This is a genomic window from Azospirillum sp. A23, from assembly GCF_042938965.1.
GTDB classification, from domain to species: Bacteria; Pseudomonadota; Alphaproteobacteria; order Azospirillales; family Azospirillaceae; genus Azospirillum; species Azospirillum melinis.
Map to the genome: position 1 here is coordinate 90,532 of NZ_CP170672.1, position 16,859 is coordinate 107,390.

The 16,859-nt window shown below is 62.2% G+C and carries 16 protein-coding genes; 8 read left to right on the forward strand and 8 right to left on the reverse strand.

The genetic code is table 11. From position 1 onward, the window contains the following. Nucleotides 1-10 precede the first annotated feature (10 nt). The 4 genes from ABNQ40_RS35325 to mobH are packed head-to-tail and all read right to left on the reverse strand — an operon-like array spanning nt 11 to nt 5,888. On the reverse strand, nt 11-670 hold the full coding sequence (locus ABNQ40_RS35325) for a DUF4400 domain-containing protein (protein ID WP_391349790.1): 660 nt from the start codon (nt 668-670) through the stop codon (nt 11-13). After that, the gene (locus ABNQ40_RS35330) at nt 660-1,229 is read right to left on the reverse strand and encodes a hypothetical protein (protein WP_377806649.1); all 570 of its coding nucleotides are present in this window, start codon (nt 1,227-1,229) and stop codon (nt 660-662) included. Before ABNQ40_RS35330 ends, ABNQ40_RS35325 begins: the two co-directional genes overlap by 11 nt. Nucleotides 1,230-1,237: 8 nt before the next feature. Beyond that, nucleotides 1,238-3,016: a conjugative transfer system coupling protein TraD gene (traD, locus tag ABNQ40_RS35335; protein ID WP_377806745.1), complete on the reverse strand. Its 1,779-nt coding sequence runs from the start codon at nt 3,014-3,016 to the stop codon at nt 1,238-1,240. 10 nt (nt 3,017-3,026) lie between these two features. Continuing rightward, nucleotides 3,027-5,888, reverse strand: coding sequence for a MobH family relaxase (gene mobH, locus ABNQ40_RS35340; RefSeq protein ID WP_377806648.1), 2,862 nt, complete (start codon nt 5,886-5,888; stop codon nt 3,027-3,029). Nucleotides 5,889-6,240: 352 nt separating this feature from the next. Between mobH and ABNQ40_RS35345 the strand changes: the two genes are divergently transcribed. Next, nucleotides 6,241-6,669 (forward strand): hypothetical protein, encoded by a 429-nt coding sequence (locus ABNQ40_RS35345; RefSeq protein ID WP_377806647.1) that lies wholly within the window; start codon nt 6,241-6,243, stop codon nt 6,667-6,669. Nucleotides 6,670-6,760: 91 nt separating this feature from the next. Here the strand turns inward: ABNQ40_RS35345 and ABNQ40_RS35350 are convergent, their stop codons facing one another. Continuing rightward, nucleotides 6,761-8,098, reverse strand: a complete 1,338-nt coding sequence (locus ABNQ40_RS35350; protein WP_377806646.1) for a replication initiation protein — start codon at nt 8,096-8,098, stop codon at nt 6,761-6,763. A gap of 1,742 nt (nt 8,099-9,840) precedes the next feature. On the opposite strand from ABNQ40_RS35350, the gene ABNQ40_RS35355 reads away from it, so the two are divergent. Further along, a complete protein-coding gene (locus ABNQ40_RS35355) occupies nt 9,841-10,677 on the forward strand; it encodes a helix-turn-helix domain-containing protein (protein WP_377806645.1) in 837 nt (278 codons plus the stop codon). 674 nt (nt 10,678-11,351) lie between these two features. Here the strand turns inward: ABNQ40_RS35355 and ABNQ40_RS35360 are convergent. From ABNQ40_RS35360 to ABNQ40_RS35370, 3 genes are all read right to left on the reverse strand, one after another. Then, on the reverse strand, nt 11,352-12,398 hold the full coding sequence (locus tag ABNQ40_RS35360; protein ID WP_377806644.1) for a competence protein CoiA: 1,047 nt from the start codon (nt 12,396-12,398) through the stop codon (nt 11,352-11,354). Between the two features lie 216 nt (nt 12,399-12,614). Then, nucleotides 12,615-12,887 carry a hypothetical protein gene (locus tag ABNQ40_RS35365; RefSeq protein ID WP_136705934.1) on the reverse strand — a complete coding sequence of 91 codons (273 nt, stop codon included), beginning with the start codon at nt 12,885-12,887 and terminating at the stop codon, nt 12,615-12,617. Between the two features lie 20 nt (nt 12,888-12,907). Next, on the reverse strand, nt 12,908-13,132 hold the full coding sequence (locus tag ABNQ40_RS35370; RefSeq protein WP_377806643.1) for a hypothetical protein: 225 nt from the start codon (nt 13,130-13,132) through the stop codon (nt 12,908-12,910). 593 nt (nt 13,133-13,725) lie between these two features. On the opposite strand from ABNQ40_RS35370, the gene ABNQ40_RS35375 reads away from it, so the two are divergent. The 6 genes from ABNQ40_RS35375 (at nt 13,726) to ABNQ40_RS35400 (ending at nt 16,748) form a co-directional block, all read left to right on the forward strand. Next, nucleotides 13,726-14,244, forward strand: coding sequence for a hypothetical protein (locus ABNQ40_RS35375; RefSeq protein WP_377806642.1), 519 nt, complete (start codon nt 13,726-13,728; stop codon nt 14,242-14,244). 13 nt (nt 14,245-14,257) lie between these two features. After that, nucleotides 14,258-14,842, forward strand: coding sequence for a hypothetical protein (locus tag ABNQ40_RS35380; RefSeq protein ID WP_377806641.1), 585 nt, complete (start codon nt 14,258-14,260; stop codon nt 14,840-14,842). A 175-nt stretch (nt 14,843-15,017) separates the two neighbouring features. After that, nucleotides 15,018-15,380 (forward strand): hypothetical protein, encoded by a 363-nt coding sequence (locus ABNQ40_RS35385; RefSeq protein WP_377806639.1) that lies wholly within the window; start codon nt 15,018-15,020, stop codon nt 15,378-15,380. 89 nt (nt 15,381-15,469) lie between these two features. Beyond that, on the forward strand, nt 15,470-15,913 hold the full coding sequence (locus ABNQ40_RS35390; protein ID WP_377806638.1) for a hypothetical protein: 444 nt from the start codon (nt 15,470-15,472) through the stop codon (nt 15,911-15,913). Nucleotides 15,914-15,918: 5 nt separating this feature from the next. After that, nucleotides 15,919-16,320 carry a hypothetical protein gene (locus ABNQ40_RS35395; protein WP_377806637.1) on the forward strand — a complete coding sequence of 134 codons (402 nt, stop codon included), beginning with the start codon at nt 15,919-15,921 and terminating at the stop codon, nt 16,318-16,320. Next, nucleotides 16,317-16,748, forward strand: coding sequence for a hypothetical protein (locus tag ABNQ40_RS35400; protein ID WP_377806636.1), 432 nt, complete (start codon nt 16,317-16,319; stop codon nt 16,746-16,748). The genes ABNQ40_RS35395 and ABNQ40_RS35400 overlap by 4 nt, the downstream gene beginning before the upstream one ends. The last annotated feature ends 111 nt before the right edge of the window (nt 16,749-16,859 follow it).

Consider the following 16,859-nt stretch of genomic DNA (forward strand, 5'->3'; position numbering starts at 1 on the left):
CCGGGGGCGGTCAGATGCGCTTCATCGTGTGGGACGCCACCAGCATCAGCAAAAGGCTCACAGCGATGAAGAAGAACGGTGCCAGCAGAGGCGGGATCGGCACCGGCAGGAGAAGCGTCATGGGCAGGCCGACAAGCAGCCACTTTGCCGTCGCAGCCGCATAGCCGTGCACCAGCGGCGAGGGGTAATCGAACGTGTACTGCTTGCGCCGCCAGTTCATCATCCCGTCTAGGACCGCCGGAACTAGGAACAGCGGCACCACGGGAAGCCATAGCACCACGGCCGCCAGCCGCACGAACAGCCGCTGCAACGATCCGAATACCGCATCCAGTCCGGCCTTGACCATGGGGAAGTAGAGATTTGCCCCAAGCGCTTCCAGGCCGCGGCTCTCCACGATCTTGTCCTGGGTCGGCAGGAAGAACTCGTAAACGTTTCGCTCGACCCCGGTGTCACGGAAGATCGTCGCATAGGCACCGAAACCGCTTTTCTCGATCCACAGCGTCGCGTTAAGGCCAAGTTCGGCGAGGGACCACTGCCGCTCCACGCGCGTTAGCCAGTCCAGAGCGTCCCGCCCCAGCATAGGTGTCAGCACAGCGATCATCACGAACTCGCCGAGGATAAGCCAGAGGAGCCAGCGTGCCCAGGTGCTGTTTTGTGACTCAGCCGCCATGGCTGGCCTCCTTCAGGATGTCGCGGTGTGTTGCCGTTAGGGCGAAGTCAGCAACGGCCGCGGTGATCTGCGCCGCTGTTTGGGTACGGTCGCCGGAGCGCAGGGTGTACCGCGCCACGTCGCGGTGCGCCGAGCCGAACCAGAGCAGCATCGGAGCCCCCCGGCCGGGCGCCCACGTTCGCTCGCTGCTGTCTGTCACAGTGATCCCGGCGAGTACCCGCCCCACCTCTGAAAACGCCGCTTCGGTGAAGGCGAGAAGGCGCAGGTCGTCGCGCTGGAGCATGGCCGCGTCGTAGGCGTCGTAGGCCCTGTCCAGAGCACGGTGCAGCAACGGCAGCGGCGCGCCGCCCCGCTTGAGCGGGGGCGCCGTAAAGGCGTCCGTGATGTACTCGGCCATCCGCCGCTGTATCTCCGCGCAGCAAGGCCAATCCATCTCAAGCCGCCGAATGACGGCCATGATGCGCTTGCGGTCAGCGCGAAAGGTACGAAGCATCTCGCATGGATCATCGGATGACGGGCATGTCAGCCCGATCGTCATGGCGCTTTCCATGGCAATCATCGCGCCAGCTACTCCTTGAGAATTGGTAGGCGGCCCTTGAGCAGGCGTCCGCCTGAGACTTTGGCGACGAATTCCAGGTTCGGGAGCTGCCCCAGCAGAGCCGGGGTGAATAACTCCGCTTCCTCCTCCATAAGGCGTTCGCCAGCGTTGCCGCCAAACTGCATGGTCTCGTGACCGCCGGTTCCGATCGATGACCCTTGTGTGGTCATGACGTATTTCACCCGGACTGTGGGCAGACCATCGGTGATGTAGGTCTGGGTTTCGTTGTCGGTGACGCGCAGGGAGATTAGGTTGTTCACGTTGCCGAGCACCTGGCGGGCCTTGGGTTCGGAGCCCAGCCGTGTCACAAAGTCAGCAAAGGTCTGCGTGGCGATGAGCAGCCGGAGTTCGGCACCGCGGCCCTTGTTCAGGATCTGAATGAGCGGGTCGTTGACCACCTCGGCCGCTTCATCGACAAAGATGTTCACCGGAGTGTTGTTGACGCCGTAGTTGTAGCGGTCGCCGGCGACACTGGCGAGGTCGGCGAGCAAGATCGACCCGATTGCCGAGCCCACCATCGCGTCGGTCAAGCTATCCAAGCCGATGTAGCAGACTTGTCCCAGGTTGATGACGCTCGCCATATCTAGAATTGGACGCTCATCAAAATCATTGTTGCGGTTTGGCGAAAGCAACCCGCCCATGTGGCCGGATGTGAGTTGCCCGAGCAAAGGAAGGAGAGACGCAATCATTTTGCCAAAGTGCGTTCTATCGTGCTCAAACATGCTGAGCAGGCCTTCAAGGTCTGTATTCGGCGCACGGTGGTGGACTTTTTCGCGATAATATCTGATTAATGCGAGGGCCTTGCCGTCCTTGCCTTTCGCGTTGGTCAGGAACGGCTTTGCCTCATCCTCCCACATCTCGACCTGCTTCTCGCACCAGATCGAAACGGATCTGATGACCAGATCGTCCAGACCACCTTCCAGGTGAGACCGGATATTGACAAGGTTCGGCTGGCGCCCGGTAAGCACCAGCCCTTGGACGACATTGTTGAGCGCCATTTGCGCATAGGACTTGAAGGGGTCCGCCGGCCCCTCGCCGGGCAGCAGGTTGGCGATGCGGCTCGCCAGCTCGGTGGCGCGCGAAAAGTTCTTCATCGGGTCGATGCGAGCGCTTTTTTCGGGAAAGCCCGGATGGAACCAGACAAATTTCTCCGGCTTCCCCAATGCCGCGCAGGCCCGTTGCGCGTTCTCGCGCAGCTCCCGATCACCCTTCGGGTCGATGATGATGACCGATTCACCGCGCAAGATGGCTTGGGTGACCAGCAAGTCAAATAGACGGGTCTTGCCCGATCCTGTCGTTCCAACGACAAGCAGGTGGCCCTTTGTATCGTTGATCGGAAGCTGCAGGTCTACTTCGCTCATAGAAACTCCGTGAATCCACGGCGCCCCCATCTGCTCGACCTTCGGCAAGATCTTCGATTTGTCGCGCTTGAGGATCTCGTAGCACAGTTGCGTATGCGGCTGATCCCATTCGAAGCCGTTCCCCAACCAGATGGCTCCGTCTTTCATATGCGCCTGAAGCTCCTTGATAGACGCGAACTTGAGACGCTTCCCGGCCAGGCGAGATTTCCTTTGGTGATGCCGCCACGCCTGATGGGCACGGCGCACGCCCATGCCTCCGCCGAGCGCCGCCATCCACAGGAAAGGCGAGAGCGGAAGACCGGAAGCAGCCCCAACGGTCAGGCATAGGGCCGCGCTTGTTCCCCACCCAGCAGCCGCAGCCAATTCGAAGTTTGGTCGCCACGGCATTTCATAGGTCTCAACCACCGTTCGGCTCCTGAGTTGTAATCATGTATTCACTATCGTTTCGCTGCACCCCTTTGAGGTTCTCGAAGGCGGAATGCACAAGACTCAGTTCAATTCCGTGATTACGGAAAGAACCATCGAGTAAGCGCAGCGGCACTATTCGCCAATCCCCATGGTCTAAGACCAACTCTGGGCAGGGTGTTGAGCGGCACCAAGCAAGGAATTTTTCCGCGGCAGCTTTCGCTGGATCATCGTACTTTGGCATCGTCTTCTTGTTCTGCTCGACCTTGTGCGCGAGCGCCGGCCTCCTCTCGTCCCTCTGAACCACTGGCTTGACAACGGTACCGACAGCTGGCGGAGGACTTGTCGTCTGTGTTCGACGCTGAACGCTCTGATGCGGCATGCTGTCTTTCCCAGCGGGTTTGCCCGATGGCTCGGAATGCTGTTCGGTCATTGGTCGGCCCACATCGCCGTCGATCTCCGCCACTAGTCCAGCAGTGTCTTTTCGGGTCACCGCGCCTACGGAACCTCCGCGACTGTTGTTTGCCGCTCTCCCCGTTGTCTGCAACGGATGCACAGTGTTCTTATCCGCGCTGCTGCCTTGCCGAGAGGGTTGAGCCGCCGGTGCAGGCTGTTGCTCAATCTCAGGACGGCTCCCATCGCCGGCAACCGCTTCCACCAGTGCAGCAACGTCCTTCCGGATCACCACACCTTTGATCCCGGCGACCACCCGGATCGATGTCACAGCGTCCGGATGATCTTTGACGATCCATCCCGCATCCCTGAGCAGGCTCGCCAGTTCGACAGGTTGGGCATCAGGATCGCCATCCGCCCGCTCAAATCGTCGATAGGGGACAAACCCTTCAGGCATCTTCGCCATCAGGTGCTCGTCGACCTGCGCGAGGCTTTCGCCCCAATTCGAGCGCCCGCCGGCGATATCCTCGGCCATCGCGACCAGCAGCCGACCAGCTTTGCCCTTGCCGAACAGTTCGCTACGCGCTGTGGGCGCGACGGCCGCGGTTTTGGAGCACGTCGCGGGGGGCTTAGCAGGTGGAGAAGGAGGCTCGGCATTGTTCACGGCATCCGCTGCACCGGCTCTCGGTTTAAGTGAGGCTTCTTCATCCTGGGTCGTGTGCCAGAAACCATCGTCCTGAGGCGACCTGCGAGTGCCGGGCTGGAGTGGTGCCTTGCCGGTTGTCACTTTGGGCGTGCTTTTGGGGGGCGCACCTACCACTGGCTTGCTGACCGCCACGCCAGGGACGTTAGCCTGCCCGCCTTGTGCCTGCACATTGGGTTTGCTCACCGTGATCTTCGACACCACAGGTCCTTGGGCCGGTTGGATCACTGAGGCCGTGGACACCGCTGCCTGGGCGGCTGAAGCGGGTGGCGCGGCTAGCGCGTTGTAGACGGCCCCACAGTCGGCACAGGTCCATGCCGCACCGGCTGGAACGTGGTGCGGGTGCACAACACCGCACGAGCCGCAGTGGACGCCAGCAGCCGGCGGGGCCTTGGGTGCAGCCGGCGAAACCTGACCTTGGGTCTTCACGGCCGCGGCAGGCAAGGCCGGGGCAGGCGAGCTTGTGGGCGATCCTGTCGAAGCCGACGTTTGCGGGGGTGCTGGCGCCGGGTCAATCTGCGCACCAACGTAGGGCGGGGGCTCGGAGAACAGCAGCGAGGGAGCTTGGAGGCGCAGCATCAGCAGCCTCACCGGGTTGCCGTTGTTGGTCAGCGCGTCCGGACAAACCGGCCAGAGCCGGTACACCTGGTTCCCAAGCTTCTTGGACACCGCCAGATCACGCTCGATCATTACGTCGGCGAGCGTATCAGGATTTCGCGGAATTCCCTGGATACGGTCGGTTTGCAGCAGCTCGATGATGTCTTCGACCGCCTTCTTCCAGACCACGAACACGCCGTCCGTCACGCCATCGGAAACCACCCAGACCCGCGCGCCCGGTTCGTTGATCTTCCATGTGCCGTCGGCTAGAAGGCGCCGCATGGCATCGAGCACAAATTGCTCGACGGGAACACCGAACCCCGGATCGCGGATCTTCCCATGGCCGGTGGCGACGAGGTCGCGCTCGACACTGGCGGAGTCCGCCTTGGTGACAAGATCTACGAGGAGGTGCTTGAGCTTTTCCGACCCCGACAGATAGAGGTTCAGAGTCTGGTTTATGTCAGAGCCCCCTTCGTTAAGCCAGTGAACCACATGCTTGGGAATCAGACTTTGGGCGATGGAACCCCCCAGGATGCGGTGTTCATTGCCCCGGTTGCGCTTCCAACGCAGGAAGTAGCGTTCAATGCCATGCTTATTGGCCCACTCGCTGATCGTCTCCGAGTAAGGGCTCCACATGAGCGAGCCGTCGGCATTGACCACCTCGACATCCGTGACCGGCTTGCCGACGTCGTGGAGGAGGCCGGCAAAGAAGATCGCAGCCTGCCAGCGGATTTCCACGCGCTTGCGTTCGAGGGGGGTGCCCTCCGGCATGAAAATGTGTGCGCCGCTGGAGCGGCCTGCGGAGAACGCCACCTCGAGCCCATGCCGGAACGCACCACCAGCCCCTTTGTGATGATGGTGCTCCGAGGATGGCAGAAGGTGAATATACGAGGCGAATCGCTCGATTACCGGCAGGATGATCCGGTTGTAGTCCTCATCCGGAAATGAAAACGTCTGCCGGATCTTGATGAGCATCTCCGGTTGCCGGCGCATGAGGCGCTCGGTGCTGTAGACTGGGAGTCCCTTCTCGTAGGGAGGATAGCGTGGCACTTCCTCGTCGACGTCGATTTCCGGCTTCGACGCGAGCGGTGCATTGGCGTAGTAGCCGGGAAAGGCCCAGCGAAGCGCTCTGTCGGAGAGGTCTGAAATCAACTTCTTCATGGGGATCTCTCTACCAAAGTCGACCCCGGTCTCTCGCCACCGAAAGACGCCGAAAAACAGCGCCTTTCGGCAGCGCGCGCAGCTGCCGATCCCCGCTACTCTTCGGGGCGCTCCCGAGGCGATTCAATACTGAGAGGTTCCCTTGCGCCTAACCATCTACGCATCCGTCCTGCTTGCGGCGACGGTGCTCGCAGGTTGTGTGGAGACGACCGTGCAAGCCCCTGTGGTGACACCCACCGCGCATCAGGTGGCCGACACTACGCCCCCTCGTTATGAGGCCCGCGTTGGCTGGGTCGGAGCCAGACGGGGAGGTGCAGCCGTCCGGGGTGAGGGTTACGAGCACGTCATTGCGATGGACGCGGCCTACACGGTGGCTCCGCTCGGGGCCAACCTGAGCAGTGCCACAGGTGCCGCTGGGTCCGACCTGGACATCAAGAGTGTCCTGGCTCGGTTGAACGCGGTCGACACCGAAGCGAGTGGCGCCAAGACCGCAATCCAGCGTGAACCACTGCCCGCGCCTTCGTCCAAGCCGATTAAGCTCTCGGCAGGCCGCTCAGGCATGGTGCCGCCGGCCGGCCGGTCGACCGACGCGCATCGCTCCGCATGGACCAAGTTCTGCGCCGGCCATCGCCTGAGCGCAGATGAGTGGACCGTGATCCACAATACGGCCGGGCCGCCGCTAAACACCCTGGAAGAGAAGCGCCGCAATGGATGCGCAGCTCTGCGCAACGACTTCCTGCCGGCGGCTGACCGTTCGACCTCGACGAACGGCAACGGCTAAGTAGTCGCGCTGCCAACTGGGGAGAGCCGCTGGGCGGCCTCCCCGGTGGCCGATCGAGTAAGGTGAAGTCACACTGCAAAACGGGGTCAGGTCAAACCGGATTGGCTTTCATAAACTCGTCCTTGATGAGCGGAACCCAGATGTGGAAGTCAACACAGTCCAGTGACACCGCCGGCATCCCCTTGCGTGGGTTCTTGTCAGCATACTTGCTTTTGGCAAGGGCAAGCCAAAGCTGGCGTTGTCTGGCAACCATCCCGCCCAGCGCGAACATGACGCGATATACCGGCTGATCCAGGTCTCGGCTGGCCGCTGCTGACCAGACCGAGGCATTGCCCTCGCGGGACTCCAACACGAGATCTCCGAACAGGCTGTTCAGCCAGCGTTCGAACACCCTGGGCGGCCGGTCGGCCCTCACTCGATGTCTGACGCACCAGGTGGCCCACAGATCGATCAATTCATCAATCGGCGCTCCGGGGAACTGTTCGCGATACCGACTCCGCACCCGAATCCCCAGCTTCCCAGCAATCGCCGAAGGGGGAGGCATGCTCGTTTCGGTGGCTCCTGGCAGGTCAAACACAAGCTGACCTGTGGGCTCCTCCAAGAGCGGGCCGGTTTCGGCTGGCGGCAGCGCGGAAGCTGGTCCTTCGAAAATGAAGCGGATGTGCGTGCGCTTCTTGGTCCGCTCCTGCAACATCAACTCGTACCGGATGTTGAACGCAGCGTAGTGGTTGATTTCATCCACGGCGACCTTCAGCACCCGACGTTCAAAGGCAGCCCATTTGTCGTAACTCTCGGCGGCAGCGTTCAACACCTGCCTTAGATCGCCGACAGAGACAGTCCAAGACAGGGTCTCGCGGTCAGTGTTGGCGCACAGAAGTTGATACAGACGGTGGCTGTAACCCGACGTCAGTTTCGCAAGAACCTTGAGCTGAACAAGGAATCGCTCACCCTTCATCGACAGAAGCTTTTCTACTTCTGGGCTGAAGCGCCAGTAGATGACACCATGGCTCTCCGGAACCTCGGAGAGTGTGATCAAGCTGATGTTTCTGTGCCGGAGGGTATTATCTCCCGGAGCAAAGTACCCGATGGTGATGACCGAGCTTTGTAGGTTCTTCGCGGCGGCCAGAATTCGGCTGTTGCTCTTGTGGCTCTCCCACCCCATCGCCCGCTTAACATCGGTGGCCAGCGCCGAATAGACGCGGGTACCAGGAGCCGCCTCTCCCGTCATAGCGTCGCTCAAGACCGTATCAGAAGCATGGGCCAACATGGCATCGAGGAGCTTCCGGTCCACCACCGACAAATCCGGGTCCAAGACCTCGATCAGCTCGCGGACCTTCAGGAAGCTGGGATCGCCGTGCATCCAATTGGACACAGCGAGAGGACTCCGCCTGGGGCTGTTGACGACCGGCGCCGCCTGCTGGACGCGCACCTCAGCCGATGCCTCCTCAGCATCAGCAGCCGGCGTCGAACGCTTGGTTCCCCTCTCCATAGGCCTTCATGTCTCGGTTGTGCCGCTTCCACCATAGTGACGCGACGGAGGGTATGATGGCAACGGGCTTACGGTGGCCGGCAAGGCTGGGGTGACGCAGCGGGGGGCATAATGGCGCGGCAAGCGCAGCCTTCATAGCCCCCGGAACGTCACTGTGACGCGGCGGGGGCTATAATGGCCGACCAAGAGGCGTCACCACAGTGCGACGGCTGAATGGACCTAGCGGCTCCAATGAACCCCTTGCGGAACGCCATCATGGCCTCTGATGCGTCACGGTGACGCGTTGGAGGCTATCTTCGCGGACTGGCCGGCGCCAGCACAGCCCCGGGCACGTCACGGTGACGTAGCGGAGGCCATAATGGTCAGCAATCGCACCCGTCCGCCCAATGGTGACGAACTGGAGGCTATGCTGGCCATGCTTCACGCGGCCAGACGCGCCAAGATAGCCCTCAGCACGTCACCATGACGCATCAGGGGCAATGATGGCTGACATGTGTCGCGCCACTATAGCCTCCGCTGCGTCACAGTGACGTTGCGGGGGCTATAGTGGCTAATCGCATAGCGGAGCCTCGCCATTATAGCCCCGAACACGTCACTGTGACGTATTAGAGGCCATGATGGCTCACCGACTGATCACTGATGCTTGCAGCCATCCCTCAGGCTGGCGCTTCCCTCTGCCTGACCCCAGCAAACCTCCGCAATGTGGGCGACACTCCATTTGAATGTCGCTTGGCTTTCCAAACCTGACTTTCGTGGCGGAGACGATACACACGACGCACGCTCCGCGATACGGGGTAAAGACACCGAAAATCGACGTCTTTCTCGGGTATCGCCGTCCTTGCAAAGCGCCGCCTGTTGTGCAGCAAGCTTAGATTTCCAGCTACTGTGATGGGCGTCTTAGGGAGAATTTGGCGTGCCGAGCCGGCGGGCACTGCTTGGCTACTGCACAGAGCGAAGGTGCCGACGGAGCGAAAAGCAGGCGCGGAGCCTAGGATTGATCAGCAGCGCCATTATAGCCTCGAATCCGTCATCCCCATCACGATCCGGCGCACCGTGGAGGGCACCGCCGCCATTATGGCCCCCGCTTCGTCACCCCGACGAAGTCTGAGGCAAGATCGCCCAAAACGCCGCCATTATGGTCCTCTAGGCGGCAACACGCCGCGGTTTGAAGTCTAACGCCCGCTTCCCGCCCACTATTGCGGATTCGGACGCAGAGCGGTCGGCGCCTGCCGTGGGTGACTTCGCATGGGGTATAATGGCGGGATTACTCACTCTCACTTCGACAGACGCCGTGATTCTGCGTGAGTCGCCCGGGGGTGACGCAGTGTGGGGCATGTCGGTAAAGCCAAATTCCCGCCATCATGCTCCACGGCGTGTCACAGTGACCTACCGTGGAGCATGATGGCGAGCCACGTTAAGCCGTTATGCCCCCTTCCAAGTCACGGTGACGGATCGGAGGCTATAATGGCGGATTCGGCCCGTGTCGTTCTGTGTGAATCGTAGGGCTATCGTTTAGGCCGGAAGGAAGAAGTCACCATGAACGTCGAAGTGTAACGTCGGGGTCCCGCACGGGGCCTTTCCCACCAGACAGAATTCGTAGTTCGACAATCCCGTCCACCCAAGCTCACGTGGTTTGGGGATGATGGTGTATTGCTGTACTATTATACAATTGGAGCAACTGCATGGAATACGCTTCCAAGCAGAGGGTTGGACTTGTGCCCGCACGTTACCTCGACCACCCCGATGTAGGGGTCCTTGAGCTTGGCGTCTTGACGGTCCTGTCCACCCATGCAGACCGTACCGGGCTCTCCTGGCCGTCGCAGACGACGATCGCGACCAAGCTGAAGATCAACAGATCGACGGCGAACAGCGTGCTGGCGAAGCTCGTCAGCTTGGGATTGGTCGTAAAGGGCCAGCATCCCAATCCGAAGATTCGGGTCTGCACCTACCAGCTCCCTGGGCACGAGACACTTCTGGACGGCTTCCTGGGCAGCCTGCACCATGCTGTCGACGAGTTGCCAGCCACTGTTGCCGACGGCGACACAGAACACCCCGAACATCTCCATCAAGAATCTCTTTCTCTTGGGCGCGCGAGCGCGCCGGAGGGAGACATCGATCTTGGTGATGCCGACACAGCGAACCCGACCGGCCCAACGTCGCCAGGCCCGCTCGACGACGGCTGGACCCCTTCGCATGCCGACCTGTCCTTTGCCACCACGGCCCGCCCCGATTTGAGCTCGGAAGACGTGGCAAACGTCGTCCAGAAGTTCGTCGGCCACTACCGCGGCCAGCCCCTGCCCGACCCCTCATCCATCTTCCGCTGCTGGATCAGGAAGGAGATCAAGCGCCATGACCGTTCCGCCAATCATGCTTCCCCCCGCCCCGCGTCAGTCCACGACACCGGCCGGCGAGCGGCGAGGCGAGGTGGTGCCGTTCCAGCGGCTGCCGGCCAAGCCCGCTTTGACGCCTGGGCTCGAGCGGCTCTTGCGCGCCGAGCAGGTTTCCCTCACGTCAGCTGAACCGGCAAGTCCGAAGGACGGAGCACATCATCGGTTCGAGTTTCTCGGGACGACCGAGAAGGCTTGGCGAGCCAGCCCAGTCCCGGCGGCCGAGCGCACAGCCGCTGAAGAGGCAATGGCGGCGTTCGACGAATACCTGCGTCCGCAGGATTGGGAAACCAACGCCCGTGCCATGCGGGCCGTTGCCGTGCTGCTCTCCTACTATCGGCAGCCGGACCGGGCTCTGGAGATGGAAGAGGATATCGCCGGGCAGTGGGGCGAGGACATCGAGGAGTATCCCCTGTGGGCCGTGGAGGAAGCGTGCCGCACATGGCGCCGCACCCCGGAAAATCGACGCGCGCCCTACCCCGGCGAGATCCGTGCGATGTGCGAGCGGCTGGTCAGCCAAGCCCGTCAGCAGCGCGACCGGTTGCGCCGCTGTCTGGAGATGCCGTCGCAGATCGCAGCTCCAAGGCGCTTGACGACCGCCGAGCGCACCGCGTTGGATGAGCGCCGGCAAGCCGAGCACGCCGCAGCAGTCGCGCGGCTGGACGAGGTGAAGGCCCGCCTGGTGGCCGAAGGCAAGTGGCCGGGCAGTGTAGCGACACCGGCTGCATCGTCTGACACGGACACGGAGACGCAGGCGGGGGGTATGCTGCCGACCACCGCGGGCAGCTTCCAGCGTCTGTCCACAGCTATATCGGCTCCGGTCCGTTCGGCCATTCCCAGCGCGGCCGAACCCGCTCCTGCAGCGACCATTCCCGACCGTCCGACAATGACCAGCATCGCTGATGCGCCGGGTCCAGCAGAGCCTGATTCAATCGGTGGAGGGATTGCGGCGCATCGCACGCCGGGCAATAGCCCTGGAGCTCGGGCTTTGCATCCGCGTGCCTTGGTGGGCGGAGCACTGACAGGTCTGGAGCGCACCGCAAAAGCATCGGCACGGCCTGCCGGTAGGCAGCATAGATTTCCGGTACCTTTGCCAGGTCCTTTGCCAGGAGCCATCCCTTGGGGGCAAAAATGCCAAGGGGGGCGTTCACAAAGCTCACCAGCAGCATCTGGTTCTGAAAGCACTTCCAGCAGTTTGATGGGGAGGCAACCGCCGACAGCGATAGGGTGTGCGCGGCAGGCTCGGGCAAACGCACCCGACGGCTCAGCAACAACGTCACGAAGTCGCTGATGGAGGTCTGCCGGCCATCGCCATGGTCAACCCATGGTGCCAGGATGCCGTCACGCAGCGGAACCAGGTGGAATAGCGGCAGATCACGATTGGGCTCGTAGTCCGGCAGGCTGAAGCCGATCAACCACGCGCCGCGCACGCCGTCGGCAGCGTAGGCTGCTTGCCGGCGTTCGATCTCGTCCAAGGCACAGCGAGACATCTGGATCTCAATAGCGACGCTCCACCCTCGCACCGGATGTTGCGCGAGGACATCAGCCCGCCAGCGGCCATCAGGTCCGCGTGCTTCCGTCGACACGGTCAGGCCGAGCGCTTCGGCTGCGCGTGCGGCAAGCGTCTTCGCGACTATATGCTCAGGTGACTCTCGGTGGTCGCAGCTGGTACCGGGAGCGTGACGAAAAAACCGCCAGCCGCGCGAACTGATCACTGGCACGACAGGGGCGGAGCAGCAGCTCGCTGTCAGGCCAAGGTCCCGGTAGATAGCTTTGAGCGCATCCCACTCCGCATCGGTCATGGACCAGGCAGGGAACCGAGCGCCAGCGGTGGAGAAGGCGAGGAGGGGCATAGCTGGGAGTCTATCCTGAGGCAGGGTGCTGGGCAAAGGGATCACCATCACTTCGACCGGAGACTTCAAAGCTAGGGCGCGTGCCGGTTAGTCGACTGGCCGTGATGCGGCCGCCATGCCAACTGCCCATCGAAAAGCACTTCGCTGATGACCTATGCGGGCCTGATCCTCACGGCCGACGAAGAGACGCGTCCGCCGGTGCACGCTCGCTTCAAATCAATCGGAGAACTGTCCGGGAATGGGCTCACCGTGTTCGTCCACCCATGGGCCGGCGTCATCCAGCCCAGCCATTATTCCCTTCGGCCCGTGGCGTAATTCATCCGCAAACATCCGGGCTTCGTCGGCGTCGGCGTCCGGACCAAGGTTGTATGCGACTAGAAACAGGCGGCCGTCGTCGTCAAGTCGCACATCAACCCAATCAGGACCGCTCTTGATCCGAACAACGGGCGCCTCGTTATGAAAGTGGGGCGGCAGGATGGGATTGGTCATGCCGAATTCCTGTCCATGTGTCAGTCCAACCAATGCGCGGCCGATACGAAAAACGTGGCGTCCGTCGGCGCCGTGATCCCCGCGTCGAGTATCACCTCGCCATAGCCGCCGATTGTCGGGTCAATCGCCATTCGAGCAGCGATAACGGCCTCGCTATAGGTCGGGAAAACAGCGCAGTTGGTTCCAGATTGGCCGCTGTAGAACATCGCGCAGGTTCCGGTATAGCCTTCCGGAACCCGTGCCACGGCGAGGTCTCCGCCGAGATGATCGCTTATCCTAGCGACGACGTGTGCGAGCCGAGCGCCTTCATAGTGACCTCCGAAGAGACGAGCGATCCGGGCGCACGCCACCTCCGCTCGATGGTCAATTCGCATGTGGGTCAGGGCCAAGCGCTCGCTGGCGGCGAATGGTTTGTGTCCCATTGGTCGGGTATCCCTCTCTATCGTCCACCAACGTCGAGGCCGGACGCCGGCACCATCATTCGCAGCGGACTGTTCAAGCTACCAAAAGGCGGTGGTAACGCGCGCATGTGAAAGACATCGCTTTCTATCGTTTCTCGCGCGGCTCCGGATCGGTAATGCGTAAACGCCCGGTCTTGATCATTATCGGGCGGAAAGAGTGCCTCACTTCCAATGTCTTACCAGGACGCGAAGTAAAAGTTAAAATAATTAAGGGGAGGCACGGCACGGTACATTGGCGAAGACCAAAATAGCGTAAGTTAGTCTGTTTTAATTCTTGAAAATCGTACAAAGCGCACATATTGTAAGCCTATTCGGCGCCGGAAACTGCGCTAACCCGCCGACCTCCCCATCGGACGGGTCCAATTGCGAGGTGCATCATGTCAGAATACATGGCTGCTGCGATCATGATCGGTGGTCCGCTTCCCCATTTTCTTCGTGAGTCTCTGGCTCGCGTCGTGGCCGAGCAGGGCGTCGGGCTTGAGTATGGAGAGGGACCGCTTCTGCAGGAGGAAGTCCTCACCCTGATTGACGAGACGATCCGTTTGGGCGAGACGCTCCGCCTTTGTGACGATGAAGCGGCGAACGGCGAGTTCCAAACGCTGGAGGCGTTCCTGCGCTCGCACGGCGTTGCCTACAAGCGCACGTCCGATGCCAAGTATGAGGCGGATGGGCAAGCGATCCTGTTCGACGGGGCCAAGATCATCGCCCACAAGGCGAACCAGCGGGGCAAGGTGACCGCCGCCTATCGGGACATTGAGCAGGCAATTGCCGAAGGGCGCTTCGAGGCGCTGCTGGCGGAACTTCGGTTGGTCGAGGAAGGTCTGCCACCGCTCACCGATGCCCCGTCGCCCGCCGCGTCCGATGTCGGCGCCCAGGCGATCTTGCTGGCTGCTTGAGCGGGAGAGAGCGATGAAGACGCTGCACGCTCATCACATGACCACGATCGGCCTTATCGCAGGTGACCCGACTTCGGAAGCCACATGTCTTGCCGTCGGCGACGTGTCGGAGGCCATGTTCAAGGAGGGAGGCCATCCCGGCAACCTCTTCGCCTATGTGCCGCTGGGCGGGGATGCCACCGTGATGAAGGCCCTCGGCCTGTCACCTAAAGCGTTGGCTGCGACGTTCGCCCAAGCACCCGCCATGCGGGACCTGCTGTTGGAAATGGAAGGCCGGATCGCTGCCTTTTCGGATCTGTGTGGTGCGGTCCAGTACACGGACACCGCGGCGGTGTGGGAGCTACTGGACGGATTTCGCGAAATGATCGGTGCCACGCTTGGCAAGCGCGGGCCGGTGGAAGACGAAGCCTGCCGGCATTGCGTGCTGAACGAGCCCAATGCTGCTGTCCAAGTACAGGCTGACCGCCTGACCGTGACCGTTAAGCGTGCCGACGATGGGGTGTCGGTCTACGTGACCGGACCCGATGGTGGCGACATCACATCCACCTGGGCGCTGTTCTCCGATGCGGCGGATGGCTTCGAGCGGGAGGCAGCATAATGGCGCGGATCATTGATCTCAGCTGCCTCATCAACGCCGCGCGTGAACATGATCTGCCGTGCGTGGACGCCTGCGTGCGGGCCATCGGGTAACGTTTCCCGGTTGAGCAGTTGGGACGGTGAGCATGTCTTGCCGTCCCTTTCCCTCCCCTATCCCGCGCCAGAAGGACGACGCCATGCGTGGCGAGCATCACCACCCGTCGTATCGGGATCGCTTTCGGGCGGCCGACAAGTACATCGAGATCCAGGCCAACCACACGCGTCGGAACCGGATGCCGCGAGGGCACGAACTGACCCAACAGATCATGCGTGCGCAGGCCTTCCGCATGGTCGAAGAGGAAGATCGCTCCTGGCACATCATCTTTGGCCGCGCGTGCGTTGGCGTGATCCGCGAGAACGCAAACGGGTCCTTCTCCTGCGGGATGTTCCACGAGCCTGCACATCGGTCCCCGAAGAGCGCTCTGCGCCGCTTGGCCTGCCGGGTCCTGGCTATCGATCCGAACGCGATTCATGACGACGGCGGAAAGCCCGGACGGTGACGTCTGGCGGGTCAGACGATCAGACTTAACGCGACACCCTTCCCATCACCCAACAGGGCTGCCAAGGAGCGGCCCGCAACGAGGACACTGTGAGCGCCACTCTCCCCCCGTCCCTGCCGTCGAAGTCCGACTTAGAGGCCCTCACGCCGCGCCTCCGGGCCGGGCTGGTCGTGATCGGCCTGACCAGAACCTCGGTGACCGTCGAGGACTTTGGCGGCGCGGAGCCCAGCCTCCAGATCAGCATTGACGGCCACATCTACGTGCGCCCCCACCTTGGCGAGCACGATGGCGCTCCCGCCGTGCTCTGGACCGTCGACGCCGTGCGCTACACTCCCGCCACCCGACAGGCTCCAGCGGACGCCGAAGTGGCAGTTGTCGAAGACGGACTCCGGGGCCCCTTCCCCGCGCTGCGGCGAGCTCTCCAGGTCATCACCGATGACATTCTCGAACGGGCGGCCGATACGGTGGCAATCGGCCTCGATCTCACCGCTCACCGGCGCCAGACCAAGAGCATTGGGGCGCTCGCGGCGTGAGCAGGGTGACCGTCGCCCAGATGGCCGCCCATATCGCGCATCTCTGCGAAACGCATGAGATCGTGATCGAAGGGCATTCCCGCGGCGGCCGCGCCTTCCGCAAGGAACGGCGGGTGAAGATCCGTCCGGTGAAGTCGGCGGCCACTTATGCCGTGGCGCTACACGAAGTCGGCCACATCCTCGGCCCCTGGCAGTCTCAGACCCGCTTGTGCAGCGAGGCCGGCGCGTGGATGTGGGCCAAGGAGCATGCGTTGCTGTGGACGCCTGTCATGGAGCAGAAGCAGCGAGCGTGCCTTGCCAGCTATATGAACTGGGCGACGCGCCGTTCCAATCACGTTTCCATGCCTGAGCCCGAACACCCTTTCTGGGCGCTGTTGGGTCAACCTGCACCGGAGGCATCCTCATGACCATTCCCTCCTACCGTCCGGGCGAGACAACGGCGGCCGACGCCGAGCGCCTTACCACGATCCACGACTTGGCACGCGTGCTGGGTATCGACGCGACCCAAGATGCGCTGTCGAGGTTTGTCTACGACCAGACGGCCTGCGGCGCGTGGATTGCGGTGGTGCGTGCTGAGACCGCTTACCGGGTAACTGGGATCCGGCTGGGCAGCTACGTCGAGGGGGTTGACGAGGCGCCGGCTGAGAGGCTTCTCGCCTTGCCTTTCACGCTGGCTGAATTCCGTGCCGCACTAACAGAGATCGAGGACGAGGTGACGGCCATCTGGCGGCGCACGCACGGCTGCTTGGAATGTGGTCCCGGCGACCCTGAAACCGGCCTTCGCTCGGTTCGTGAGGGATGCCCGGCCTGCGGCGGTCATGGGCGTGTTCTCTGATCCTGGTCGAGGGCAGTCGTCGGCTGAGACAGACCGGCACCAGGCCTAATCTTTGCCGTTGCAGGGTCACAGCCTCGCAACGCACACTCCCCAGCTCCTCCCGGGGGTTTA

Bases quoted from the DNA above. Each gene is read 5' to 3' on its own strand.
- ABNQ40_RS35325 (WP_391349790.1), bottom strand. From the start codon at position 670: ATGGCGGCTGAGTCACAAAACAGCACCTGGGCACGCTGGCTCCTCTGG.
- ABNQ40_RS35330 (WP_377806649.1), bottom strand. From the start codon at position 1,229: ATGATTGCCATGGAAAGCGCCATGACGATCGGGCTGACATGCCCGTCA.
- traD (WP_377806745.1), bottom strand. From the start codon at position 3,016: ATGCCGTGGCGACCAAACTTCGAATTGGCTGCGGCTGCTGGGTGGGGA.
- mobH (WP_377806648.1), bottom strand. From the start codon at position 5,888: ATGAAGAAGTTGATTTCAGACCTCTCCGACAGAGCGCTTCGCTGGGCC.
- ABNQ40_RS35345 (WP_377806647.1), top strand. From the start codon at position 6,241: ATGGACGCGGCCTACACGGTGGCTCCGCTCGGGGCCAACCTGAGCAGT.
- ABNQ40_RS35355 (WP_377806645.1), top strand. From the start codon at position 9,841: ATGGAATACGCTTCCAAGCAGAGGGTTGGACTTGTGCCCGCACGTTAC.
- ABNQ40_RS35360 (WP_377806644.1), bottom strand. From the start codon at position 12,398: ATGCCCCTCCTCGCCTTCTCCACCGCTGGCGCTCGGTTCCCTGCCTGG.
- ABNQ40_RS35365 (WP_136705934.1), bottom strand. From the start codon at position 12,887: ATGACCAATCCCATCCTGCCGCCCCACTTTCATAACGAGGCGCCCGTT.
- ABNQ40_RS35375 (WP_377806642.1), top strand. From the start codon at position 13,726: ATGTCAGAATACATGGCTGCTGCGATCATGATCGGTGGTCCGCTTCCC.
- ABNQ40_RS35380 (WP_377806641.1), top strand. From the start codon at position 14,258: ATGAAGACGCTGCACGCTCATCACATGACCACGATCGGCCTTATCGCA.
- ABNQ40_RS35385 (WP_377806639.1), top strand. From the start codon at position 15,018: ATGCGTGGCGAGCATCACCACCCGTCGTATCGGGATCGCTTTCGGGCG.
- ABNQ40_RS35400 (WP_377806636.1), top strand. From the start codon at position 16,317: ATGACCATTCCCTCCTACCGTCCGGGCGAGACAACGGCGGCCGACGCC.